The 18,675-nt window shown below is 44.3% G+C and carries 15 protein-coding genes; 3 read left to right on the top strand and 12 right to left on the bottom strand.

Going from position 1 to position 18,675, the window contains the following annotated elements; all coding sequences use genetic code 11:
- Nucleotides 1–2: 2 nt before the first annotated feature.
- From moeB to O8C65_00815, 8 genes are all read right to left on the bottom strand, one after another.
- Nucleotides 3–809 carry a molybdopterin-synthase adenylyltransferase MoeB gene (moeB, locus tag O8C65_00850; protein MCZ7355454.1) on the bottom strand — a complete coding sequence of 269 codons (807 nt, stop codon included), beginning with the start codon at nucleotides 807–809 and terminating at the stop codon, nucleotides 3–5.
- Nucleotides 810–1,113: 304 nt separating this feature from the next.
- Nucleotides 1,114–2,196, bottom strand: a complete 1,083-nt coding sequence (locus O8C65_00845) for a site-2 protease family protein (GenBank protein ID MCZ7355453.1) — start codon at nucleotides 2,194–2,196, stop codon at nucleotides 1,114–1,116.
- A gap of 277 nt (nucleotides 2,197–2,473) precedes the next feature.
- Nucleotides 2,474–3,088 carry a BglII/BstYI family type II restriction endonuclease gene (locus O8C65_00840; protein ID MCZ7355452.1) on the bottom strand — a complete coding sequence of 205 codons (615 nt, stop codon included), beginning with the start codon at nucleotides 3,086–3,088 and terminating at the stop codon, nucleotides 2,474–2,476.
- Complete coding sequence (locus O8C65_00835; GenBank protein ID MCZ7355451.1) at nucleotides 3,057–4,013, bottom strand: site-specific DNA-methyltransferase; 957 nt, start codon at nucleotides 4,011–4,013, stop codon at nucleotides 3,057–3,059. Before O8C65_00835 ends, O8C65_00840 begins: the two co-directional genes overlap by 32 nt.
- A 366-nt stretch (nucleotides 4,014–4,379) precedes the next feature.
- Nucleotides 4,380–4,790 carry a Zn-ribbon domain-containing OB-fold protein gene (locus tag O8C65_00830; GenBank protein ID MCZ7355450.1) on the bottom strand — a complete coding sequence of 137 codons (411 nt, stop codon included), beginning with the start codon at nucleotides 4,788–4,790 and terminating at the stop codon, nucleotides 4,380–4,382.
- Between the two features lie 2 nt (nucleotides 4,791–4,792).
- Entirely contained in the window at nucleotides 4,793–5,962 is a 1,170-nt protein-coding gene (locus O8C65_00825) for a thiolase domain-containing protein (GenBank protein ID MCZ7355449.1), read from the bottom strand.
- 12 nt (nucleotides 5,963–5,974) lie between these two features.
- The gene (locus O8C65_00820; protein ID MCZ7355448.1) at nucleotides 5,975–7,015 is read right to left on the bottom strand and encodes a hydroxymethylglutaryl-CoA synthase; all 1,041 of its coding nucleotides are present in this window, start codon (nucleotides 7,013–7,015) and stop codon (nucleotides 5,975–5,977) included.
- 41 nt (nucleotides 7,016–7,056) lie between these two features.
- On the bottom strand, nucleotides 7,057–7,746 hold the full coding sequence (locus tag O8C65_00815) for a helix-turn-helix domain-containing protein (protein ID MCZ7355447.1): 690 nt from the start codon (nucleotides 7,744–7,746) through the stop codon (nucleotides 7,057–7,059).
- A gap of 328 nt (nucleotides 7,747–8,074) precedes the next feature.
- Between O8C65_00815 and O8C65_00810 the strand changes: the two genes are divergently transcribed.
- A complete protein-coding gene (locus O8C65_00810; GenBank protein MCZ7355446.1) occupies nucleotides 8,075–10,660 on the top strand; it encodes an ATPase, T2SS/T4P/T4SS family in 2,586 nt (861 codons plus the stop codon).
- Nucleotides 10,657–12,495, top strand: coding sequence for a type II secretion system F family protein (locus tag O8C65_00805; GenBank protein MCZ7355445.1), 1,839 nt, complete (start codon nucleotides 10,657–10,659; stop codon nucleotides 12,493–12,495). Before O8C65_00810 ends, O8C65_00805 begins: the two co-directional genes overlap by 4 nt.
- Nucleotides 12,496–12,515: 20 nt before the next feature.
- Here the strand turns inward: O8C65_00805 and O8C65_00800 are convergent, their stop codons facing one another.
- The 3 genes from O8C65_00800 to O8C65_00790 are packed head-to-tail and all read right to left on the bottom strand — an operon-like array spanning nucleotide 12,516 to nucleotide 13,924.
- Entirely contained in the window at nucleotides 12,516–12,977 is a 462-nt protein-coding gene (locus O8C65_00800) for a hypothetical protein (protein MCZ7355444.1), read from the bottom strand.
- A gap of 57 nt (nucleotides 12,978–13,034) precedes the next feature.
- Nucleotides 13,035–13,454: a type IV pilin N-terminal domain-containing protein gene (locus O8C65_00795; GenBank protein MCZ7355443.1), complete on the bottom strand. Its 420-nt coding sequence runs from the start codon at nucleotides 13,452–13,454 to the stop codon at nucleotides 13,035–13,037.
- 35 nt (nucleotides 13,455–13,489) lie between these two features.
- On the bottom strand, nucleotides 13,490–13,924 hold the full coding sequence (locus O8C65_00790; GenBank protein MCZ7355442.1) for a type IV pilin N-terminal domain-containing protein: 435 nt from the start codon (nucleotides 13,922–13,924) through the stop codon (nucleotides 13,490–13,492).
- Nucleotides 13,925–14,264: 340 nt separating this feature from the next.
- Here O8C65_00790 and O8C65_00785 point away from each other — a divergent pair, with 340 nt between their 5' ends.
- Nucleotides 14,265–17,426 (top strand): hypothetical protein, encoded by a 3,162-nt coding sequence (locus tag O8C65_00785; protein ID MCZ7355441.1) that lies wholly within the window; start codon nucleotides 14,265–14,267, stop codon nucleotides 17,424–17,426.
- Between the two features lie 11 nt (nucleotides 17,427–17,437).
- Here O8C65_00785 and O8C65_00780 read toward each other — a convergent pair whose 3' ends face one another.
- Nucleotides 17,438–18,646 carry a PAS domain-containing sensor histidine kinase gene (locus tag O8C65_00780; GenBank protein ID MCZ7355440.1) on the bottom strand — a complete coding sequence of 403 codons (1,209 nt, stop codon included), beginning with the start codon at nucleotides 18,644–18,646 and terminating at the stop codon, nucleotides 17,438–17,440.
- Between the last annotated feature and the right edge of the window lie 29 nt (nucleotides 18,647–18,675).

Here is an 18,675-nt window from a genome sequence, read left to right as displayed (position 1 = left end):
CCTCAAATCCTGCACGATTCACCATATATCTCTTCCTGTATCGATGTTATCTTAGGTTTTTCACCGCATACAGGGCAGCTCTTGTTCCAGCGCACCTTGATCTCATCGAAGCTCATATTGAGCGCGTCATAGTAAATAAGCCGCCCCACGAGCAGTTCGCCGATCCCGAGCAGATATTTCATGACCTCGGTTGCCTGAATGACACCGATTATCCCGGGAAGAACGCCAAGTACGCCCGCTTCCTGGCAGCTCGGCACCATTCCCGGCGGGGGTGCATGCTCAAAGAGACATCTATAGCATGGTCCTTTGTGCGGTATTATCGTAGTGACCTGTCCCTCGAACCTGTATATGCTGCCGTGAGAGAGCGGTTTGTTCGTAATCACGCAGGCATCATTCACCAGGTATCTTGTCGCAAAGTTATCCGAGCCATCCACAACGATATCATATTCATTGAAAATATCCATCACATTATTTGCATTCAATCTCTCGATATATGTTTTGACCTCGACGTCCGGGTTGAGATTGTTGATGAACCGTTTCGCTGACTCTGCTTTGGGTTTTCCTACATTTCCCCCATGAATGACCTGTCTCTGGAGGTTGCTCAGGTCAACCGTGTCATCATCAATAATCCCAAGCGTACCTATGCCTGCGGCGGCGAGGTATTCGATAATTGGGGCACCAAGCCCGCCTGCACCTATGCATAATACCCTGGAAGAAAGAAGCTTTTTCTGGCCTTTCCCTCCCACTTCCGGCAGGATGATGTGACGCGAGTATCTTCTTATCTGTTCTTCGCTGAATCCACCTAACATTTTATCACCATATTATTACTGGGAGTATTATTTACACCTCTGAAGTATTACTACCATAAATAATTTGTGGTTTTAAGTCGCGCCTCGGTAGGGCGCGTCCACGTCAACCGTTGCGCCAGTTGACGTCGCACAACGGTCACGTCAGTTGACGCCGTGCACACGTATGCAAGCGTACTGGCATACGTGGACGCGTCCTCAAGGGGCGCAACCCTTGACGTATGGCTCCGCCATACGTGGATATCGCTACGCGATATGCCCTGCGGGCATACGCGGATACGGAATCTAGAAATGTATGTTTCATTTGTCATTGTACCTGAAAAGGAGTCAATGTAATACAGAGTAACCCCAGAATAAAGGTAACAATTCCAAGCAACATTCGCCCTTTGCCAAGCGGGACATCATCGTTAAGGGGTTTCGGGTGTCCCGCCACCGCGAACAGGGATAACAGAAGCCCCCAGAAGACCCACATGAAGCCATCTTTTTTCAGGAAATATGTCACGTAAAATCCAAGGGAGATCAGTATAAAGGGCAATATGGTTGAGATATGCGATGCCTTTTCACCAAGCATTGCCCGAAGAACGTGCCCTCCGTCGAGCTGCCCCGCCGGTATCAGGTTTAAAGCGGTTACAAGCATCCCCACCCAGCCCGCGAAAGCTATCGGATGTATCGGGGAGGTGGCGTCGACTGAAATGAACCGCGTGATGAATTCAAAAAGGGGCGGAAGCCCAAGCTGCATCTGGAATCCCTGTGATGCATGGGCGACAGGAGGTTGAAGCAATCCTATGATCGTCACGATAACCGAGACAATAAGGCCAATAAGCGGGCCCGATATCCCCACATCAAAAAGCGCTTCCCGGCTGGGTATCGGCCCCCTGTGCTTTATCACTGCGCCCATCGTGCCTATCAGGCTCGGGAACGGGATGAAATACGGCAATGAGGTGTGCATGCCGTGTTTTTTTGCCACGATATAATGCCCTGCTTCATGGGCTCCCAGAACGGTCATGATCGCGATAGTGAAAGGGATACCTTTCAATACATCCGAAGGATTACCTACGGGATCTGCCCCGAAAAGGAATGAGCCCATGACCATCGTGGTAATAACAGTAGCGAGAGCCAGCACGATATTTATCCAGCGCCGCTCGCGCACCGGCTTCATGGGCGCGGCTATAAGCATGTGTTCCCCCAATTCATATTTGGGGATGAATTGATACCCTTTTTCAGCGAAAACAGACCAGAGTTTTGGGTAAATCAACTTGATATCTTCTTTCGGGACCCCAAAGAAATAGATATTATCATCCTGCTGCTGGATATCGTAAACTGAAAAAAAGGGCCTGATCTTTTCAGCCAGTTCATCGACTGTAGAAGACTTATGAGACAGATTATTCATTTCAACCAATATTCTCTATCCTGTATAATGTTAATAAACTATTCTTTAGTATGTAATGGACTTTTATAAAGTTATAAAAAGGAGCGCTTATATTTTTTATTCGCTTTATCTATTAATTTACAATCTAAATATACGCCTATTTTATAATAATTCATGTTATTTATTGCCATTTTGTATTTAACTCAATAACAATATTCCTAAGTAAATAACTTATCGTTTAGCACGGGCACATATTGAGATAAATTTTCAGGGTATCAAAGATATGTATCTTTTCAGATCAAGGTTCAACACCTAAAATCAACAATGGAACCGGCGGATTATTTCTACCGTGTCTTAATACGTGATATACTTCCCCTTCATAATACGCCACTCCTGATGACATTTCAGACTGCATTAGCTTAGTAGGCAATATTTCAATCCCCAAATTAATCACACCACCTGAATAAAAGAGCATATGTTTGACAAATAGATCATAGGCGACAAATGGATATTTTCCAAATTGTACTTCTACAGCAATTTTATCTTTGACAAAATCTGTCTGATTGTAAGAAAAAATTGGATTCTTCTCTCCATGCGTCATTAAAAACTCTTTCTGTTCGTTATAAGGTATGGAAATGCTTTCTTCCATTAATTTTCTATCTAATGTAATATAATATTGGTATCTGCTTTCTTTCCAATTTTTTGGTCTAAACTTCTCTTCAAATTCCTTATTAATATTTCTTGGACTGTAAAGCGATTTTCCTTTTTTGGTCTTTTCCTTGCTTATTTTATTTTTTAATCTGCTAGCATCTATGTTAGTGATTATTTCAACTATTTCATCATACAAATTTTTATGATGAACAATCAAATATTCTTCGCCATTAAGATGTGAATACTTCTGAGCTATTTTCATTTATATTACCATGTAACCATTCTAAAGGAATTTGTGCTACTTTATCTTTTGGTGATGGAGTATGTATCGGTTTATTAATGGGTCTGACTTTCAAGGTTCCATTTAATAATTTATTTATTCTTTCTTTGGCGATATTTACATATTTTTCTTCTTTTTCAATACCTATTACATTTCTCTTATTTTTTATTGCAGCTATTAAAGTAGAACCTACACCCGCGTATGGATCTAAAACCCAACTCTCCTTTTCATTGGTAAGAGCCAAAATACATCTTTCAACAAGTTCAACAGGATATTGACAAGGATGATCTGTCTTTTCAGGATGATTTGATTTTACATTTGGAATATTCCATAGTTCATTTTCCCAATCTTCAATTACTATTTCCCATATATCGGATGGATTTTTGCCTTTGGGGTTTCCTGATATTTGCCCCTTTTTAGGTCCCTTAAAATATCTTTTTCCAGGATACTTGGCAGGGATTCTCACATTATCTAAATTAAAACTATAATCATCAGATTTCGTAAACCATAAAATTGTTTCATAGCGTCCTGAAAATCTATTCGATGCATGTAATCCATGACCAAAATGCCAAATAATTCTATTTCTCAGTTTTAATCCATGTTTTTTAAAAATTTGATAATAGAAAATATCTAAAGGAAAAACTTCTCCTTTATTTACATAATTACCTATTTGCCAGCAAATGCTACCTTTAGGCGAAGTTAGTCTAATTAATTCTTCAATTACTTCATCTTGTTCTTCTAAATATTTTTCGATAGATTTTTTTACTTCATATTCTTTTCCAACATTATATGGAGGAGATGTTATAATTAAGTCAAATTTATCATCTTCAAATTTCTTTAAATTCTGTAACGTATCACCTAAAATAACTTTATGATATGTTTGAAATTCATCCTCTATCAATTTCATAATTGCCTTCTGCTACCCTCGTCTTATTCGCTAGCTTATATCGTCACTATAGATGAATATAGATTTTCCTTGGAAGTATGATTTTTTTTCATTCTTATCAAGTTATTATCCATTTTCATACCTTTGCTTTCCATTATTGAATTTAATGATAGTTTATAACGGCACTTAAATAATTGGCAAGCGGAGCGAAAGTATTCATCTGAAATTATGTTATTTCGTGCTCTCCATGATTAATTGAATGCAGAAAAAACAATGAAAGATAGAAACCCTCATGCCCAATAGATGTAACTTCATGTTACATTCATCTCTTAATGGATCCAGAGAGAATAAATCCTTATTTGACAGGTTTCATGAATCCGAGATTTGTCAAATCTTATTTGACGGATTTGCCAGAGGAACGAATTTCGTGCCGTAATAAATCATACCCTTCTCGCTCTCTTCCCCGAGTCTTCTGAACACCGATTTTACCTTCATCCCGATATGGATATCGTTATGATCACATATCACCTGTGAAGTAAGTTGGGGACCTTCCTCGAGTTTGATGATTGCCAGAATGTATGGGGTATGTTTTTCAAAATCCTTGGTAGAGCTGTGCACTATGGTATATGTCACCACTTCTCCCAGGCCCCTGAACTTGTGAGGAACGATTTTCCCGGTCCTCCTGCATTTCGGGCACATGTTCCTGGGTGGATAGTAGGGCACACCGCATTTTTGGCATCTTGTGCCTATGAGATTATACAGGTTTTTAAGCCTTCTCCAGAATCTTGGAACCGACATTGTTACCTCTCCCTTCCGAATATATGAACAACGGCAGTACCGCCTGAACCACCCACGTTATGCGTAAGGCCTATTTCCGCGCCGTCTATCTGCCTTTTACCGGCATCACCACGCAGCTGCAATGTGATTTCTACAGCCTGCTTAACTCCTGTCGCTCCAACTGGATGGCCGCATGCTTTCAGCCCGCCGGATGGGTTTATCGGTATCTTGCCTCCGATGGCGGTCATGCCTTCTTCAGTAGCTTTTCCGCCCTCTCCTTTTTTCACGAAACCGAGGTCTTCGATCGCGCATATTTCTGCTATTGTGAAACAATCATGCACTTCTGCAAAATCGATATCTTTTGACGTGATCTTTGCCATCTTATATGCCCTGTTAGCTGCAGCCGTGGTGGCATCGATCGTTGTTATATCAGGTCTGTCGTGAAGCGACAGCGTGCCGCTTGCCTGAGCCGACGCTTTCACGTACACAGGCGTATCTGTATACTTCTTGGCGATATCTGCAGGCGCAATGACCACGGCAGAGGCGCCATCCGTGATAGGCGAGCAGTCAAAGACATGAAGAGGGTCAGCCACCATGACCGAGTTCAGCACAGTGTCAACAGTGATCTCGTTCTGGAACTGGGCTTTCGGATTCATTGTTCCGTTGTGGTGGTTCTTGACCGCAACCTGTGCAAGTTGCTCTTTGGTTGTCCCGTATTTATGCATGTGAAGTTTGGCGATCATCGCATAAAGCCCTGGAAAAGTCGCGCCCATCACGCCCTCCCATTCCCTGTCAGCTGCCGCTGCCAGCGCATCTGTGGTGGTTACGACATCCACATCGGTCATTTTTTCGGCCCCGCCTGCTATGACTATATCATGATAGCCCGATGCTACGGCAATGATCCCCTGCCGCAGCGCCAGTCCTCCAGAGGCACACGCCGCCTCCACGCGCGTCGAAGGTATGTGGAGGCTTGCAAGACCTGAGTAATCAGCGATCAGAGCACCAAGGTGCTCCTGCTCGATAAATCGGCCTCCGCTCATATTCCCCACATAGAGCGCCTCGATCTTCCCGCCCTGGATATTTGCATCCTCTATCGCACTTATTCCAGCCTCCACAAAAATTTCCCTGAAAGATTTTTCCCATAACTCGCCGAATTCAGTGCATCCCACTCCGATAATTGCTACGTCCCTCATGAAATCATCTCCTTATAATTTGATCTTGCCTTTATGTTTCGCGTATGTAGCATAATTTATGTACACAGGGTTAGCCAGGAGTTCTTCAACACTGGGCGCCCCATTTCGAACCTCATCGATTTTATCCGTGACTGTCATGCTGAACGCGTCGCTTCCTGCGCCCGAGCCAAAGGCGGTAACAAATATCCTGTCCCCGGGTTTAGCAATGTCAAGGGTAGCCGCGAGTCCCATCATGCAGGAACCAGAGTATGTGTTCCCAAGACGGGATACCACCAGGCCGGGTTTGATCTGCTCTCCTGAGAAACCAAGCATTTTGGCAACTTTTGCAGGGAACTTTCCATTGGGCTGATGGAATATGGCATAATTGTAATCTGAAGGCTTTGAGCCAAGTTTTTCCATAAGACCGGTGGCCGCTGATGTGACATGCTTGAAATACCCGGGTTCCCCGGTAAATCTCCCGCCGTGCTCCGGATATGGCATACCTTCCCTTCTCCAGAAGTCAGGCGTGTCCGTGGTGTATGAATACGTTGATTCTATCTTCGCTATTATGTCCTTTTTTCCAATGATGAATGCTACACCGCCAGCGGCAGCAGTGAACTCAAGAGCATCGCCTGGAGCTCCCTGTGACACGTCTGAACCTATGGCCAGCCCGAGATCGATCATGCCCGATTCGGCCATTCCGATACATGCCTGCATCGCCGCCGTACCTGCCTTGCAGGCAAACTCAAAATCTGCAGCGGTCAAATTTGGGGTGGCACCGATAGCCTCTGCCACAACAGTGCTTGTGGGTTTTACGGCATAAGGATGGCTTTCCGAGCCTGTATATACCGCCTCTATCCTTTCGGGATCCACGTTTGCCCTGTTTACAGCATTACGGGCAGCCTCTACGGCTATCGTGATCGTATCCTCGTCCATGTCGGGCACTGATTTTTCATAAACCATAAGCCCTTCAATTATACTGCTTGCATTATCGCCCCATACCTTGGCTATCTCCTCGATCTTTATCCTGTAGCGTGGTATGTAAGCTCCATATGAAACTATCCCTACATTCATTTTTTTACCTCAGTCTTTTCAATTTTATATATTATTAATATTCAGTGTTTTATATCGTGCGATTGAAGCGCACGGATCAGATCGCTTATTGGCATGACTGAGCTTATCAGCGGTACTCGTTCTATTTCAGCGATCTTGGCTGCTATCGGATCAACCTGTGATGCCGGAAGCCCGTGTATCACAACAAGGGCGGGTTTCAGGTTAGTCACCCTCAGTGCGACCATCGGCGACCTCCCTGTTGAAACATTAGTGAATACCATCGCTCTTTCAGAACTCCACCCGTACAATTTCTGGAATTCGTTGTAAGAAAGCGTGAGAATCGCCTTCAAGCTGTCAATTATCGTGTAGCCGTATAACGGTTTTATGAATTCGCTGCCTGGAGCGTATACAATTTCTCCTTTGATAAGTTTGGTCAATTCCTCCACCGAGATGGGCGAAAGATACTCGTGGATATCATAAATTGCTTCCTGATTAAAACCACCCTGGAGAATGCCTTCGTATGAACGGATCTTCGATCCGCCTTTTGCCGTATCCATATCCAGGATTGCATCAACTATCTTGCTGACAATGAAAATCCCTGGGGATTTCCTCCTGCCGCTTTCATAGTCGCTGATAACTGAGGGTGAGACTTTAAGGAACGCCGCAAGGTCGGATTGGGAAATCTCAAAAACGGAGCGCCATTTTTTCAATGTCTCGCCGGGGTTATCTGAGAGCGTTATTTCTCCAGCCATCTTTTCCGCAAGCCTGTTCCTGATACTCTGATAACCGCCATTGATGGCGGGAGAGATACCGGAAGAAAGAGCATCAGACGACGAAGAAGCAATAGCTGCATTTTCGGTCATGTTAATGCTGGGTAACGATGTTGGAGCATATAAAACTAACGAAGCGGCTATCGTCAAATAACGAAGTAGTGAGCTTCTTTATACAGTATAACTTTTTGATAATTCTATACTTTTCTGTCACAGGCCCGATGTTTATTACATTATGATTAGCATAATCATATATAGTTTGATGTTTAAAAATAGAATGATGATCGATTCGAGGGTTCGTAATATAGGAATGGACAAAAAAAAGTCCAAACCTGTTACGAAAAACCAGTCCAAAAACACAACGAAAAATAAAGCCAGACGGACTACAAAAGGCAAAAACAAGAACTCTTCGAAAATTGAAAGTGATATTTTCAGTTACATATTACCCAAAGAGATCAAGAAACCTGAGCCTAAAGACGCATCAGAGCTTGAATTAGAAGATATAAAGAAAATTAAACTCCAGAACATCACGAAAAACAGGCTCCGGAAAAAAAAGGAATTCAATCATAAAAATCCTTCCGGGACCAGATTCGAGTATGAACTCAGTAATAGACTTCAAGATCTCGCGGTTAACGAATTCAAGGATGGGCAGGATAACAAGCTCGAAGATCTCACTGAAGAGGAATTCAAGGACGGGCAGGATAACGAGCTCGAAGATCTCACTGAAGAGGAATTCAAGGATGGGCAGGATAACAAGCTCGAGAATCTCACTGAAGAGGAATTCAAGGACGGGCAGGATAACAAGCTCGAAGATCTCACTGAAGAGGAATTCAAGGACGGGCAGGATAACAAGCTCGAAGATCTCACTGAAGAGGAATTCAAGGATGGACAGGATAACAAGCTCGAGGATCTTGCCGAGATGGGATTCGAAGATGTCCGGGATAACAGACTCGAAGATGGAGTTGAGGACAGATTAGAGGATAATCAGGATAGCAAATTCGAGGATCTTGCTGAGGATGGATTCGGGGATATCGCAGAAAATAAAACCAGAGAATTCTTTGAACATAAACCTGTGGAAATTATAGAGAATAAAACCCTGGATATCGCATTGCCCCGGGACATAGAAAACCAGCTCGATAATATTGTGAGGTACAAAACGACGGATTTCACAGAGAACCAATCCGATATCATTGAGAATCTACCAGAAAATATCCAGGATTCCGGGAATTTAAAGAAGAGCTCGAAAAAGACCAGGAAATCACATGCAATGAGCAGTGGAAAGATCGTAAGATCGATAAAGGCTTTTTGCGAATTGATACAGAGCGGGCTCAAAGGCGAAGAAATCAGGGAAATCCCTGAATACGACTCAGGCAAATACGGCGATATCGTCAGTTTTATCCCGCCAAAAGATTTTGAGATGGTCGAGCAGACATGGATATTAAAACCTTATGTTCTCATTACTATACTCAATAACAGGGAAACACGCAGGAATATATATCACGTTTCAGAGCCGGTCCTTGATCCCTTTGAAGAGGAACTCCTGGGAAGGGTGAGCAAGGACCTCAGGGCCATTCTCCTTGATTGTGAGATTGATTTTGGCAAATTGAACAAGGATATCATACTCTACAACAACTTTGCGAAAATATTGGAAATATACGGGATCAATCTTGATATGAAATCCCTGCAGAAAATTTGGTATTTCATAAAGAGAACATATGTGGGATATGATAAGCTTGATGTCCTTTTAAAAGACCCGATGATCGAGGATATCTCCTGTGTGGGAGCGGATTTGCCTGTATACCTCTACCACAGGAAATACGCGAATATAGAGACGAACATCGCCTTCGAGGAGGAAGAGCTCAATGAGACAATAATGAAACTCGCCCAGATATGCGGCAAATCCATTTCTTCCGGGTATCCAATGCTGAACGCAAGGCTTCCGGACGGTTCGCGTCTTGAGGCCACCCTGGGACGTGAAGTAACCACGCAGGGCGGTACTATCACAATAAGAAAATTCAGGGAAGCGCCTTTCACTCCCCCCGATCTCATAAAATACGGAACTTTCAATAAGGAAACTTTGGCATATCTGTGGCTCGCGGTTGAGAACAACAAGAGCGCAATATTTGTGGGGGCAACGGCGTCCGGCAAGACTACGACCCTGAACGCAGTATCTCTTTTTATACCCTCAGAATCGAAGGTAATTACCATCGAGGATACAAGAGAAATAACCCTGTTCCACAAGAACTGGATACCCGGGGTGGTCAGGGAGACCTTCCTGGGACAGGAAGCTGCACCGATTGACATGTTCGAACTTCTTCGCTCCGCATTGAGGCAGCGCCCTGAGTACCTGGTTGTGGGAGAGGTCAGGGGTAAGGAAGCTTATGCGTTGTTCCAGGCTATGAACACAGGGCACACCACATTCTCCACAATGCATGCAGACAGCATACAATCCGCAGTCAACAGGCTGCTTAACGAGCCTTTGAACATTCCCCTGATGATGCTGAGCTCCCTCGATATAATGGTCGTACAGGTGCTGAAATATGTGGGTGGAAGAAGAGTAAGGAGATTGGAGACCCTCTGTGAATTCGTAGGTATAGATACGACAAGCGGCAACATCAGCATCAGGGATCTGTATACATGGAATCCCTTGCATGATACGATTGAAAGTGCAGGTTCCTCGAAAATACTTGATGACATAATGTACAGCAGGGGGTGGAGCAGGGAAAGGATGGACACGGAACTAAGGAACCGAGAGGCAGTCCTGCAGTATATGATAGATAATGACATAAGCGATTACCGGGATGTTTCCCAAATAATATGGATGTATAGCTCCGACCCGGAAAATGTTATGAGTCTGATTTCCGGGGGGAAAACTCTCCTGAGTGAGATTAAATGAGCTCTAATGTCATTGACCGCATTTCATACACTTTATTCGGGCGGCGTGGATCGGCAAAAGCAGAAGATAATCCCGAGCTCGCTAATAAATATGCCCAGGCCCGCATTGGCGTGCCTTTCGCGGTGTATATTTCAAGAGCTTATTTCCTTTCTGTATTTTTATCGCTGCCGCTTGGGGTATTCGTGTATGTTCTTATCCAGGACGGATTAACGCCGATACTCGGGAATATCTCATTTTTGATTATACCTTTATTGGCACTCATTTTTGGCTTCACCGTTTATAACGCGGTGTTATTCTATCCATCCTTTCAGGCAAAGATCCGGGGCCGAAAGATAGATATCGTAATGCCTCACACAATTGCCCTGATGCATGCACTGAGCCGTGGGAACAGCGACATCATCAGTTTTTTTGAAATAATTGTAAAGAACAAAGATATCTATGGAGAGATTTCACGTGAAGCCGCGGGTTTGCTGGTAGATACCAGGATCCTGAACCTTGACATCAAGTCCTCATTGAAAAACTCGGCATCCAATTCACCCTCTGAAAGCTTTAAGAATTTTCTTGAGAGCCTTGCAACATTGATCACGAGCGGCGGGAACCTGGTTGCATTTTTTCTTGCTAAATCCGAGCAGTACAGGCTGAAAGCGTTGAATGAGAATAAAGCGTTCATGGAGACACTGAGCCTTTTCTCTGAGATATACGTCACCGGTCTTGCTGCAGGCCCGCTTTTTATAATTGTCCTCCTTGTAGTCCTGGGCCTTATAGGCGGTGCAAAATTCCTCCTTCTTCTGAGTATCGTCTATCTTTTAATTCCTGGCGGATCTCTGCTCTTCATCCTTTTTATTTCTTCCCTGGCCGAGGGAACAGGTTCAAATTCCAGCATTAAAATTGAGGAGGATTCAAAAGAAGACAGCAAAAATCCCCTCGTCCAGAAAGCAAATATGCGAATGCAGATCTACGATTTTCTCAAGAACCCCTTAAAAAAACTGACAGAGGTTCCGGAAAGAATACTATCCCTCTCAATTCCAGTTGGTTTGATGTTCTTTATTCTTTCAACCTATAATTACTACGGCCTCGAGTATGACCAACTTATTTCTAAGATCGATGACTATCTCGTTTTTACAACGCTTATTGTTTTGGTTCCTTACGCGCTGTTCGTGGAAGCGCATTTCAGGAGGATTGAGCGGATATCAGAGAATTTCCCCGAATTCCTGAGCAGGCTTTCCCACCTTCATGAATCTGGCCTGACCATTTCTGCATCCCTGAAACGCCTTATGTCCTCAAATCTTGGAATCTTGAATTCCGAAATAAATAAATTGAACACAGATATTGAGTTGAACGGCAGTATAGTTGAAGCCTTCCGGAATTTTGGAAAACGTGTAAGCACGGTCACGGTGCAAAGGGTCGTCGTCCTTATAGAAAATGCCAGCAGGATGACCGGAAACATAAAAGACACACTTATGATAGCCTCAACCGATGCACAGATCGCAAAGTCGCTGGAAGAGGACAGAAAAAGAGAGACCAGGATGCAGATAGTTATACTTTATATCTCATTTTTTGTTTTTCTATATGTGATCTGGTCGCTGGTAACCGGTTTTCTTCCGCAGATGCAGGCATCTTCAGCCGATTCAGTGGGGGAAACGGTAGAAGGCATAGCCTTTTCTGGCATTGATAAGCCATTGTATGTGAGGCTTTTTTTCCATGCCTCTCTCCTGGAAGGGTTCTTTTCCGGTCTTGTCGCAGGGCAGATCGGTGAAGGGGATGCCAGGCGGGGATTAAAACATAGTTTGATAATGATTACTGCTGCGTATGTCCTTTTTATGTTCATGGCATGAACAGGCTATAGGTAAATATTTCATATTTTCCCGCTATACATTCTGGTCGTTGTGTTGCCAAGAACGGCTGTGATCTCAAGGTATTCGTTATAGCCTGATAACGGGATAACCCCATAATCCCCAACATCTCGCACGAACTCAAAAGGGCTATCGGTTCTATTGATGAATCCGGTACCCTGAGAGGTATTGTATGAGAGGTGTTTTATGACAGTTTCTTTATGCCCGATGGATAATATCATGACCGAAACAAGGTTCCGATCTGATCTTGTTACCGAGATCGATATCTCTGGCTGTGCAGGTGAGGGTCTGATACCGGATGTCCAGTCGAGTACGAGAAATGCAAGCGGGATTAGGAGCGCAGTTATGATGATGACACCTATTGTATGAATGAAATAATGCTCGCTGCTCTTCCCGAGGGTATTTTCAAGTATGCGTTTCTTAATGCTTGAATTTATTTTATCGGCTTCTCTATTTTTTGACACAATACTTTCTCTTGAATAAACAACACTTTAATTCCATGACCGGAATAAAAAAAGGGATTATATAATCTGATTGTACAGAACTCTTGATGAACCATCTTTATATTTTGCTGTAACCACCAGCTTGTTTGGCCCTGCTTCGTTAGCAGGTACTGTTGACAAATCCCCTACATTCGCATTTGCCAGGCTTGCAACAATATTACCGTTTGAAGAATTCGTATATGTGGCATTTATATAGGGTATGGGTGCAGCACTCACGGGGTCGATGGATGATACGATAATAGTAATATTGTTATTATTTGAGCTGGAACGCTGGATATTCAGACCAACGGTGGTCGGAGCGGTCGGGTTCTTGACACTCGTGCTCCATGAGGATATAATAGCTGCCATTACTACAGTAATTGCCACCATCAGAATCACTCCTACGACAGGAGAGACACCTTCATCGTTTTTGCCAGATCTATCTTTTTCAGATTTCATTATTCTTGCACTCAAAAAAGAAGAATACTGGAATGCTACGTATCCTGGCTATAGAGAACTTTTTTTGATCCGTCTTTATATTGGGCTACAATAATTAACCGGCTGGGTCCAGACTCATTGGCGCCTATTACCACTGAATCTCCTACGTTTACGTTTGATAGATTGCCCCATGTATAGGTGCCAATATCTAATGTGGAGTTAGCATATTTGGCTGAAATATTGGGTAATGGTGCGGCGCTTGGCGGGTCTATTGCTGTTACCGTTAAAGTGATGTTATAGGTGTTTCGGGAAATATCAATCCCTACAGTTGGAGGAGATGCGGGCGCCTTAACTCCTGAGCCCCAGGAAGAAACAATAGCTGCCATGACTACGGTTATCGCTACCATGAGAATAACTCCTACGACTGCGGAAACAGCTTCATCATCTTTACTGAATTTTTTTTTGCCGGATTTCTTACTCTTTTTAACCATTTCAAGATCACCTCATTGGAATAACATTATAATGTTTATAATGATAATGATGCTATTTAAATATTCCGAAAATTAACGCTCTGGGAAGCGGCACAGGAAACGCCCGAAAATGAATCGTGATACATCAGGAATAGCTACATAGGGGATGCCGGGATTCCGCTTGCGAGACAAAGATTATTATATGGTAACATAGTATTATGATTATAATGAGATATGGCATACTGCAAGACGACGAGGCCGTATCACCCATCCTCGGGGCTATCCTTCTCCTGGCCATAGGCATCACAATCCTTACAAATGTGCAGTTAACCTTCGTTCCTGTCTGGAACTCTCAGTGACCATGGGTTTCAAGTATTCACCAAAATTTCTCGTCTACAACCCGAAAGAGACTGCCTGGACCACATTGAGCATCCAGAAAGATGTCTGGGCTGAAGTCCGGTACAATGAGGTGCTTCCGGACGGCATGGATGATGCAACGAGCATCAAGAACGTGAGCACGAGCACAATAACCTACGCATTGCACGGCACTTCGAACCTGAGCTCTTTCACCTATGAGCACGGGTTGATAAGGCGCAACGGCTCAAATTATACAAACAGCGCCCAGACCCTCCTTGCCAACGGCACGCTCTATCTGCTGGGTGTGAATGCTACCGAGCCTGAAAATATAAGAGACATCGGGAGCAGGGTGATGAACATTTATTCCACATCGGCGGCAAAGAATTCCGTAGTGGGTAATAACGTGTGGCTTACCCTTCACACACGGTATACGGACTGGTGGACTGACCCAAACAACCCATCGAGCCTGCAAAACCAGGGAGCTGTGATCAAAAAAATAGACACTGCCAATGGCATTGTCATAGCATATTTCGATTCCATAGTAATAAGAATGGGTGAAACGCAGGTCACGACCATGCCCAAAAAACCCCCTGCCCATTCTCCGCCAGTGAGGCTTTTCAGGGTGACTCCGCAGAATGTCAATCTGCCTGTAAATGGAATTAGCAGCCTTGAAGTGGAAGTACAGGACTTTTACAACAATCCTGTTCCCAACAAGCAAGTAAGCTTCAGCGTCAACAGCACGCGAGCACCAACAAATGCTTATTCGACTGCTACCCTCCTTCAGAGTTCGGCGGTATCGGGGCCTGACGGCAGAGCAAATATACAGCTCAAGACAACCGGTTCAGGCCTGTATTATATTGATTCAAGCATATCCGATCCAGCGTATTCCACTACTTTCGCTTACCCGGCATCCTCACAGAACGGGTTCATATCCCTCGCATATACAGGCACCGGGCCATCATACACGGTCACAGCCACGTTAAAAAACGGAACAGGACAGATCGATGCTGGCAAAACCATCTCCTTTTCAGCCGGCGAGGGCAACGTATCTCCGGCTTCAGTCACAACCGATGGCAGTGGAAATGCCCAAATGACACTGGATACATCTAATGATACGGATCTTGAAATAACAGATATCGATATCGCTGGTGTAACCAACCTTTCCGCAATCATAACATGGGATACTAACGATACCGTGACCGTAGCGGCTAATCAAACGCCAGGAGGATATATATTCAATTCTCTCGATATTCCAGCGAATGTCAGCAGCAATGGTTGCGTAAGCTATGGAAAGGTAGCGGGGATTTATACAAGGGTAATTTGTGATGTGCAGAATTCATCACATAATGTTTCTTTAGGTCCCCTGACTCCCTATACTGCATATTACTTCATAATCAACAGCAGTCGCCCGGGCAATGCGAGTGTGAACAGCAGCGAGTATATGTTCGTCACAGGAGGTGCTTCGGAGGCTGTGCCGCCTGCCAGCATAACAAATCTAACTCACAATACTACTACGCCGCTGTCCATAAACTGGACGTGGACAAACCCGGCAGATGCAGACTTTGACCATGCGCAGGTGTATATCGACGGAGTCTTCGTGAGCAACAGCCCTGCGCAGTCCTTCAATGCGAACTATTTCAGGCCCAACTCTACGCATACCATAGGGACACGCACTGTGGATTCATCGGGCAATATGAATGCAACATGGGTGAATGATACGGCCACCACCCCGTCCGTGTTCACCTACGTGTTCGGTTTCCTGAGCACTAACGGCACCGTCACGAACCTCAGCAATGCCCAGAACGGTAGCGATGGCGGTGCAATGGCTTTATTTAGCGAACCGCAGAGGAACAATTATACCTATGTGTACAGCAATGCCACGACCAAAGGGAGCATAACCAACTGGACAAATATGCAGAGTAATGCCACTGGGGCTTTTGCCAATTTCACTGAAGCAGCGGTCAAAGCAAGAAATAATTGGACGAATTTTGCAACCAACAACGGCTCATGGATTTTTTCTTATAGAACTATTGTTGATTGCGTCTGTACGGATGTAGTCTTCGCCGGTAACACCAGTTCAGACGGTATTGGCACCCCTCCTAGCAGCTTATTTGTAAATCTAAGCATTAACGTGGGCAGTAAAAGGGACGTTATAGAAGCATCATGGCGTTCTCCGAACATTTCATCGATAAATGGAACCCCATATTCTGGAAACCTAAGCTTTAGTCTGAGGAATCTTTCTGTGCCAATTGCTCATGGCCTTAGAGTAAACGGTACGTTTAATGTTACCCTAATTAAACCAGACCGCAGCAGAACATTGATTTACCCCATGGATTACGTCGATCCAAGCAGCATGAATTGGGTAAATTATAACAATTTTTCGATATCTCCCTCGGATTTCAGTCAAAACGGCACTAACTACACCATACTATTGAACGCTACATTGGATGTTACCAGCGATGGCGGCATGGGTAGCTGCGGTTGCGGATGGATGGAAGTCAGATGGGATAACCCGGATATCACGCTCAATTCTTCCAGCTTGAATATAACAACAAACACCTCCTCGGTTCCTATAGATACAAACTACTACCTTGAAATAAACTACAGCAATGACACAGCCGGCGGTTACTCTGTGTATGTTTTCAACGGAACGGCATGGAACAACAGGGGAAGCCTGAATTCATCCACATGGACGGTATTCAGCTATACATTAAACGGTACCGAATACAATTCCGGAAACGTGAGCGTAATGTATATCGACAAAAACTCCACAGGACCGGGCAACCTGTCCATAGACTACCAGCGCATCCACGGGTACACGCCAGTCTATGACCTTAACATTACTACCAATACCACGGGTATCCCGGACAGCACAACTCAGGTGCTCCAGCTCAGATACAATGTATCGAATGATAACTTCACTCTCCAGATCTGGAACGGCACGAATTCGAGCTGGAACAATAAGACTACCCTTAGCAGTAATTCCCTGTCGAACTTCAACATTACCCTGCAGGCAGGAGAGCTGCTCCAGGATACAGCCACAACAGATGGAAGCGTGAGTCAGATAAACAGATACTATGTTCTCGTCCGCTATCTGGATGTAAATGCAAGTTCAACCCAGATTGCTACGCTTTACCTGGACTACCAGCGGGTGAACTCCAGTTGAAATGATTATGGCTAATCTCCTAATGTGTAATTGCCAACACTCTGATAATATAAAACCCCAGATAAGCTGCCGTATTTGCTCTCGACCATTATTTTTCCCCCATGCAATTCCACCAGCTGCTTCGTAATAGAGAGCCCAAGCCCGGTGCCCCCGTATTTTTGGGATATATCAGGTCTTAACTGCTGGAAATTCGTGAACAGTTTGCAAATATCCTTCTGCTTGATCCCTATACCGGTATCGGATACCGAGAAATGCGCCATATCGCCATTCTTCATTGTTCTGATGGTCACTGTTCCCCCTTTTTCCTTGCTGAATTTTATAGCATTCCCGAGGAGGTTAAAAAAGATCTGCTTGAACCGCTGCTTATCACCCTCGATGAACTCAAGTTCCGGATCGAAATCTTTCTCAAGAATTATATTACGCCTCGATGTTTTCTCTTTAAGGAGAACTGCTATTTCATTTATTGCCCTGTTAACCTCGAACTTTTCTATAATGAGTTCAATTTTCCCGGCTTCTATCCTGGACAGGTCAAGAATATTATTTATGAGCTCAAGCAGGAATTTGCTGCTTGTGAGGATGTTATCCATATAGCGCTCCTGCTTCTGGTTCAGTTCTCCCGCAGTTTTCTGCTTCATGAGGTCGGAAAAACCCATTATCGAATTCAAGGGAGTGCGAAGATCATGGCTTACGCATGCGAGGAACTCTGATTTTGCTTTGTTCGAATACATGAGGCGCTCGTTTTCGAGGCGCATGTCCTCTGCATTTTTCTTTTCCGTGATATCCGAAAGCACGGCCTGGACCGCAGGCTTTCCCTTATATATGAAAGGACTAGCTGTTACCTCTACCATAATCTCTCTACCGTCGAGTCTCCTGAGTTTTTCTTCAATATTGAATACGTCTTTCCTTTGATCCTTCTTATTCGCATCGACTTTCCAGAAAATCAAAAAATCATGTATCGGTTTACCTATGAGTTGTTTGGAACCTCTTGCTCCGAGAAGCTTTGCACCGGCCGGATTCGTGAAAACGATCCTCCCGCCGCTGTGGACGATGATCGCATCCGGTGTAAGCTCTACAAGCACGCGATAGAGCTCTTCACTTTCAAATACCGCTTCTTTGGCCTCATTCAGCCTGGCTTCTCTGTCTTCCAATTTAGCAACCTTTCGGCGCAACTCCACACATTCATTTATGAGCTTAGATTTTGGCCTGTCATCGTTTTTCATCTTGCTACAACATCCTTATTGGAGAGATT

Source organism: Candidatus Methanoperedens sp. (assembly GCA_027460535.1).
In the GTDB taxonomy this organism is placed as follows: Archaea; Halobacteriota; Methanosarcinia; order Methanosarcinales; family Methanoperedenaceae; genus Methanoperedens.
The sequence above is the reverse complement of the archived record's forward strand: the minus strand, read 5'-3'. Positions and strand labels throughout refer to the sequence as shown.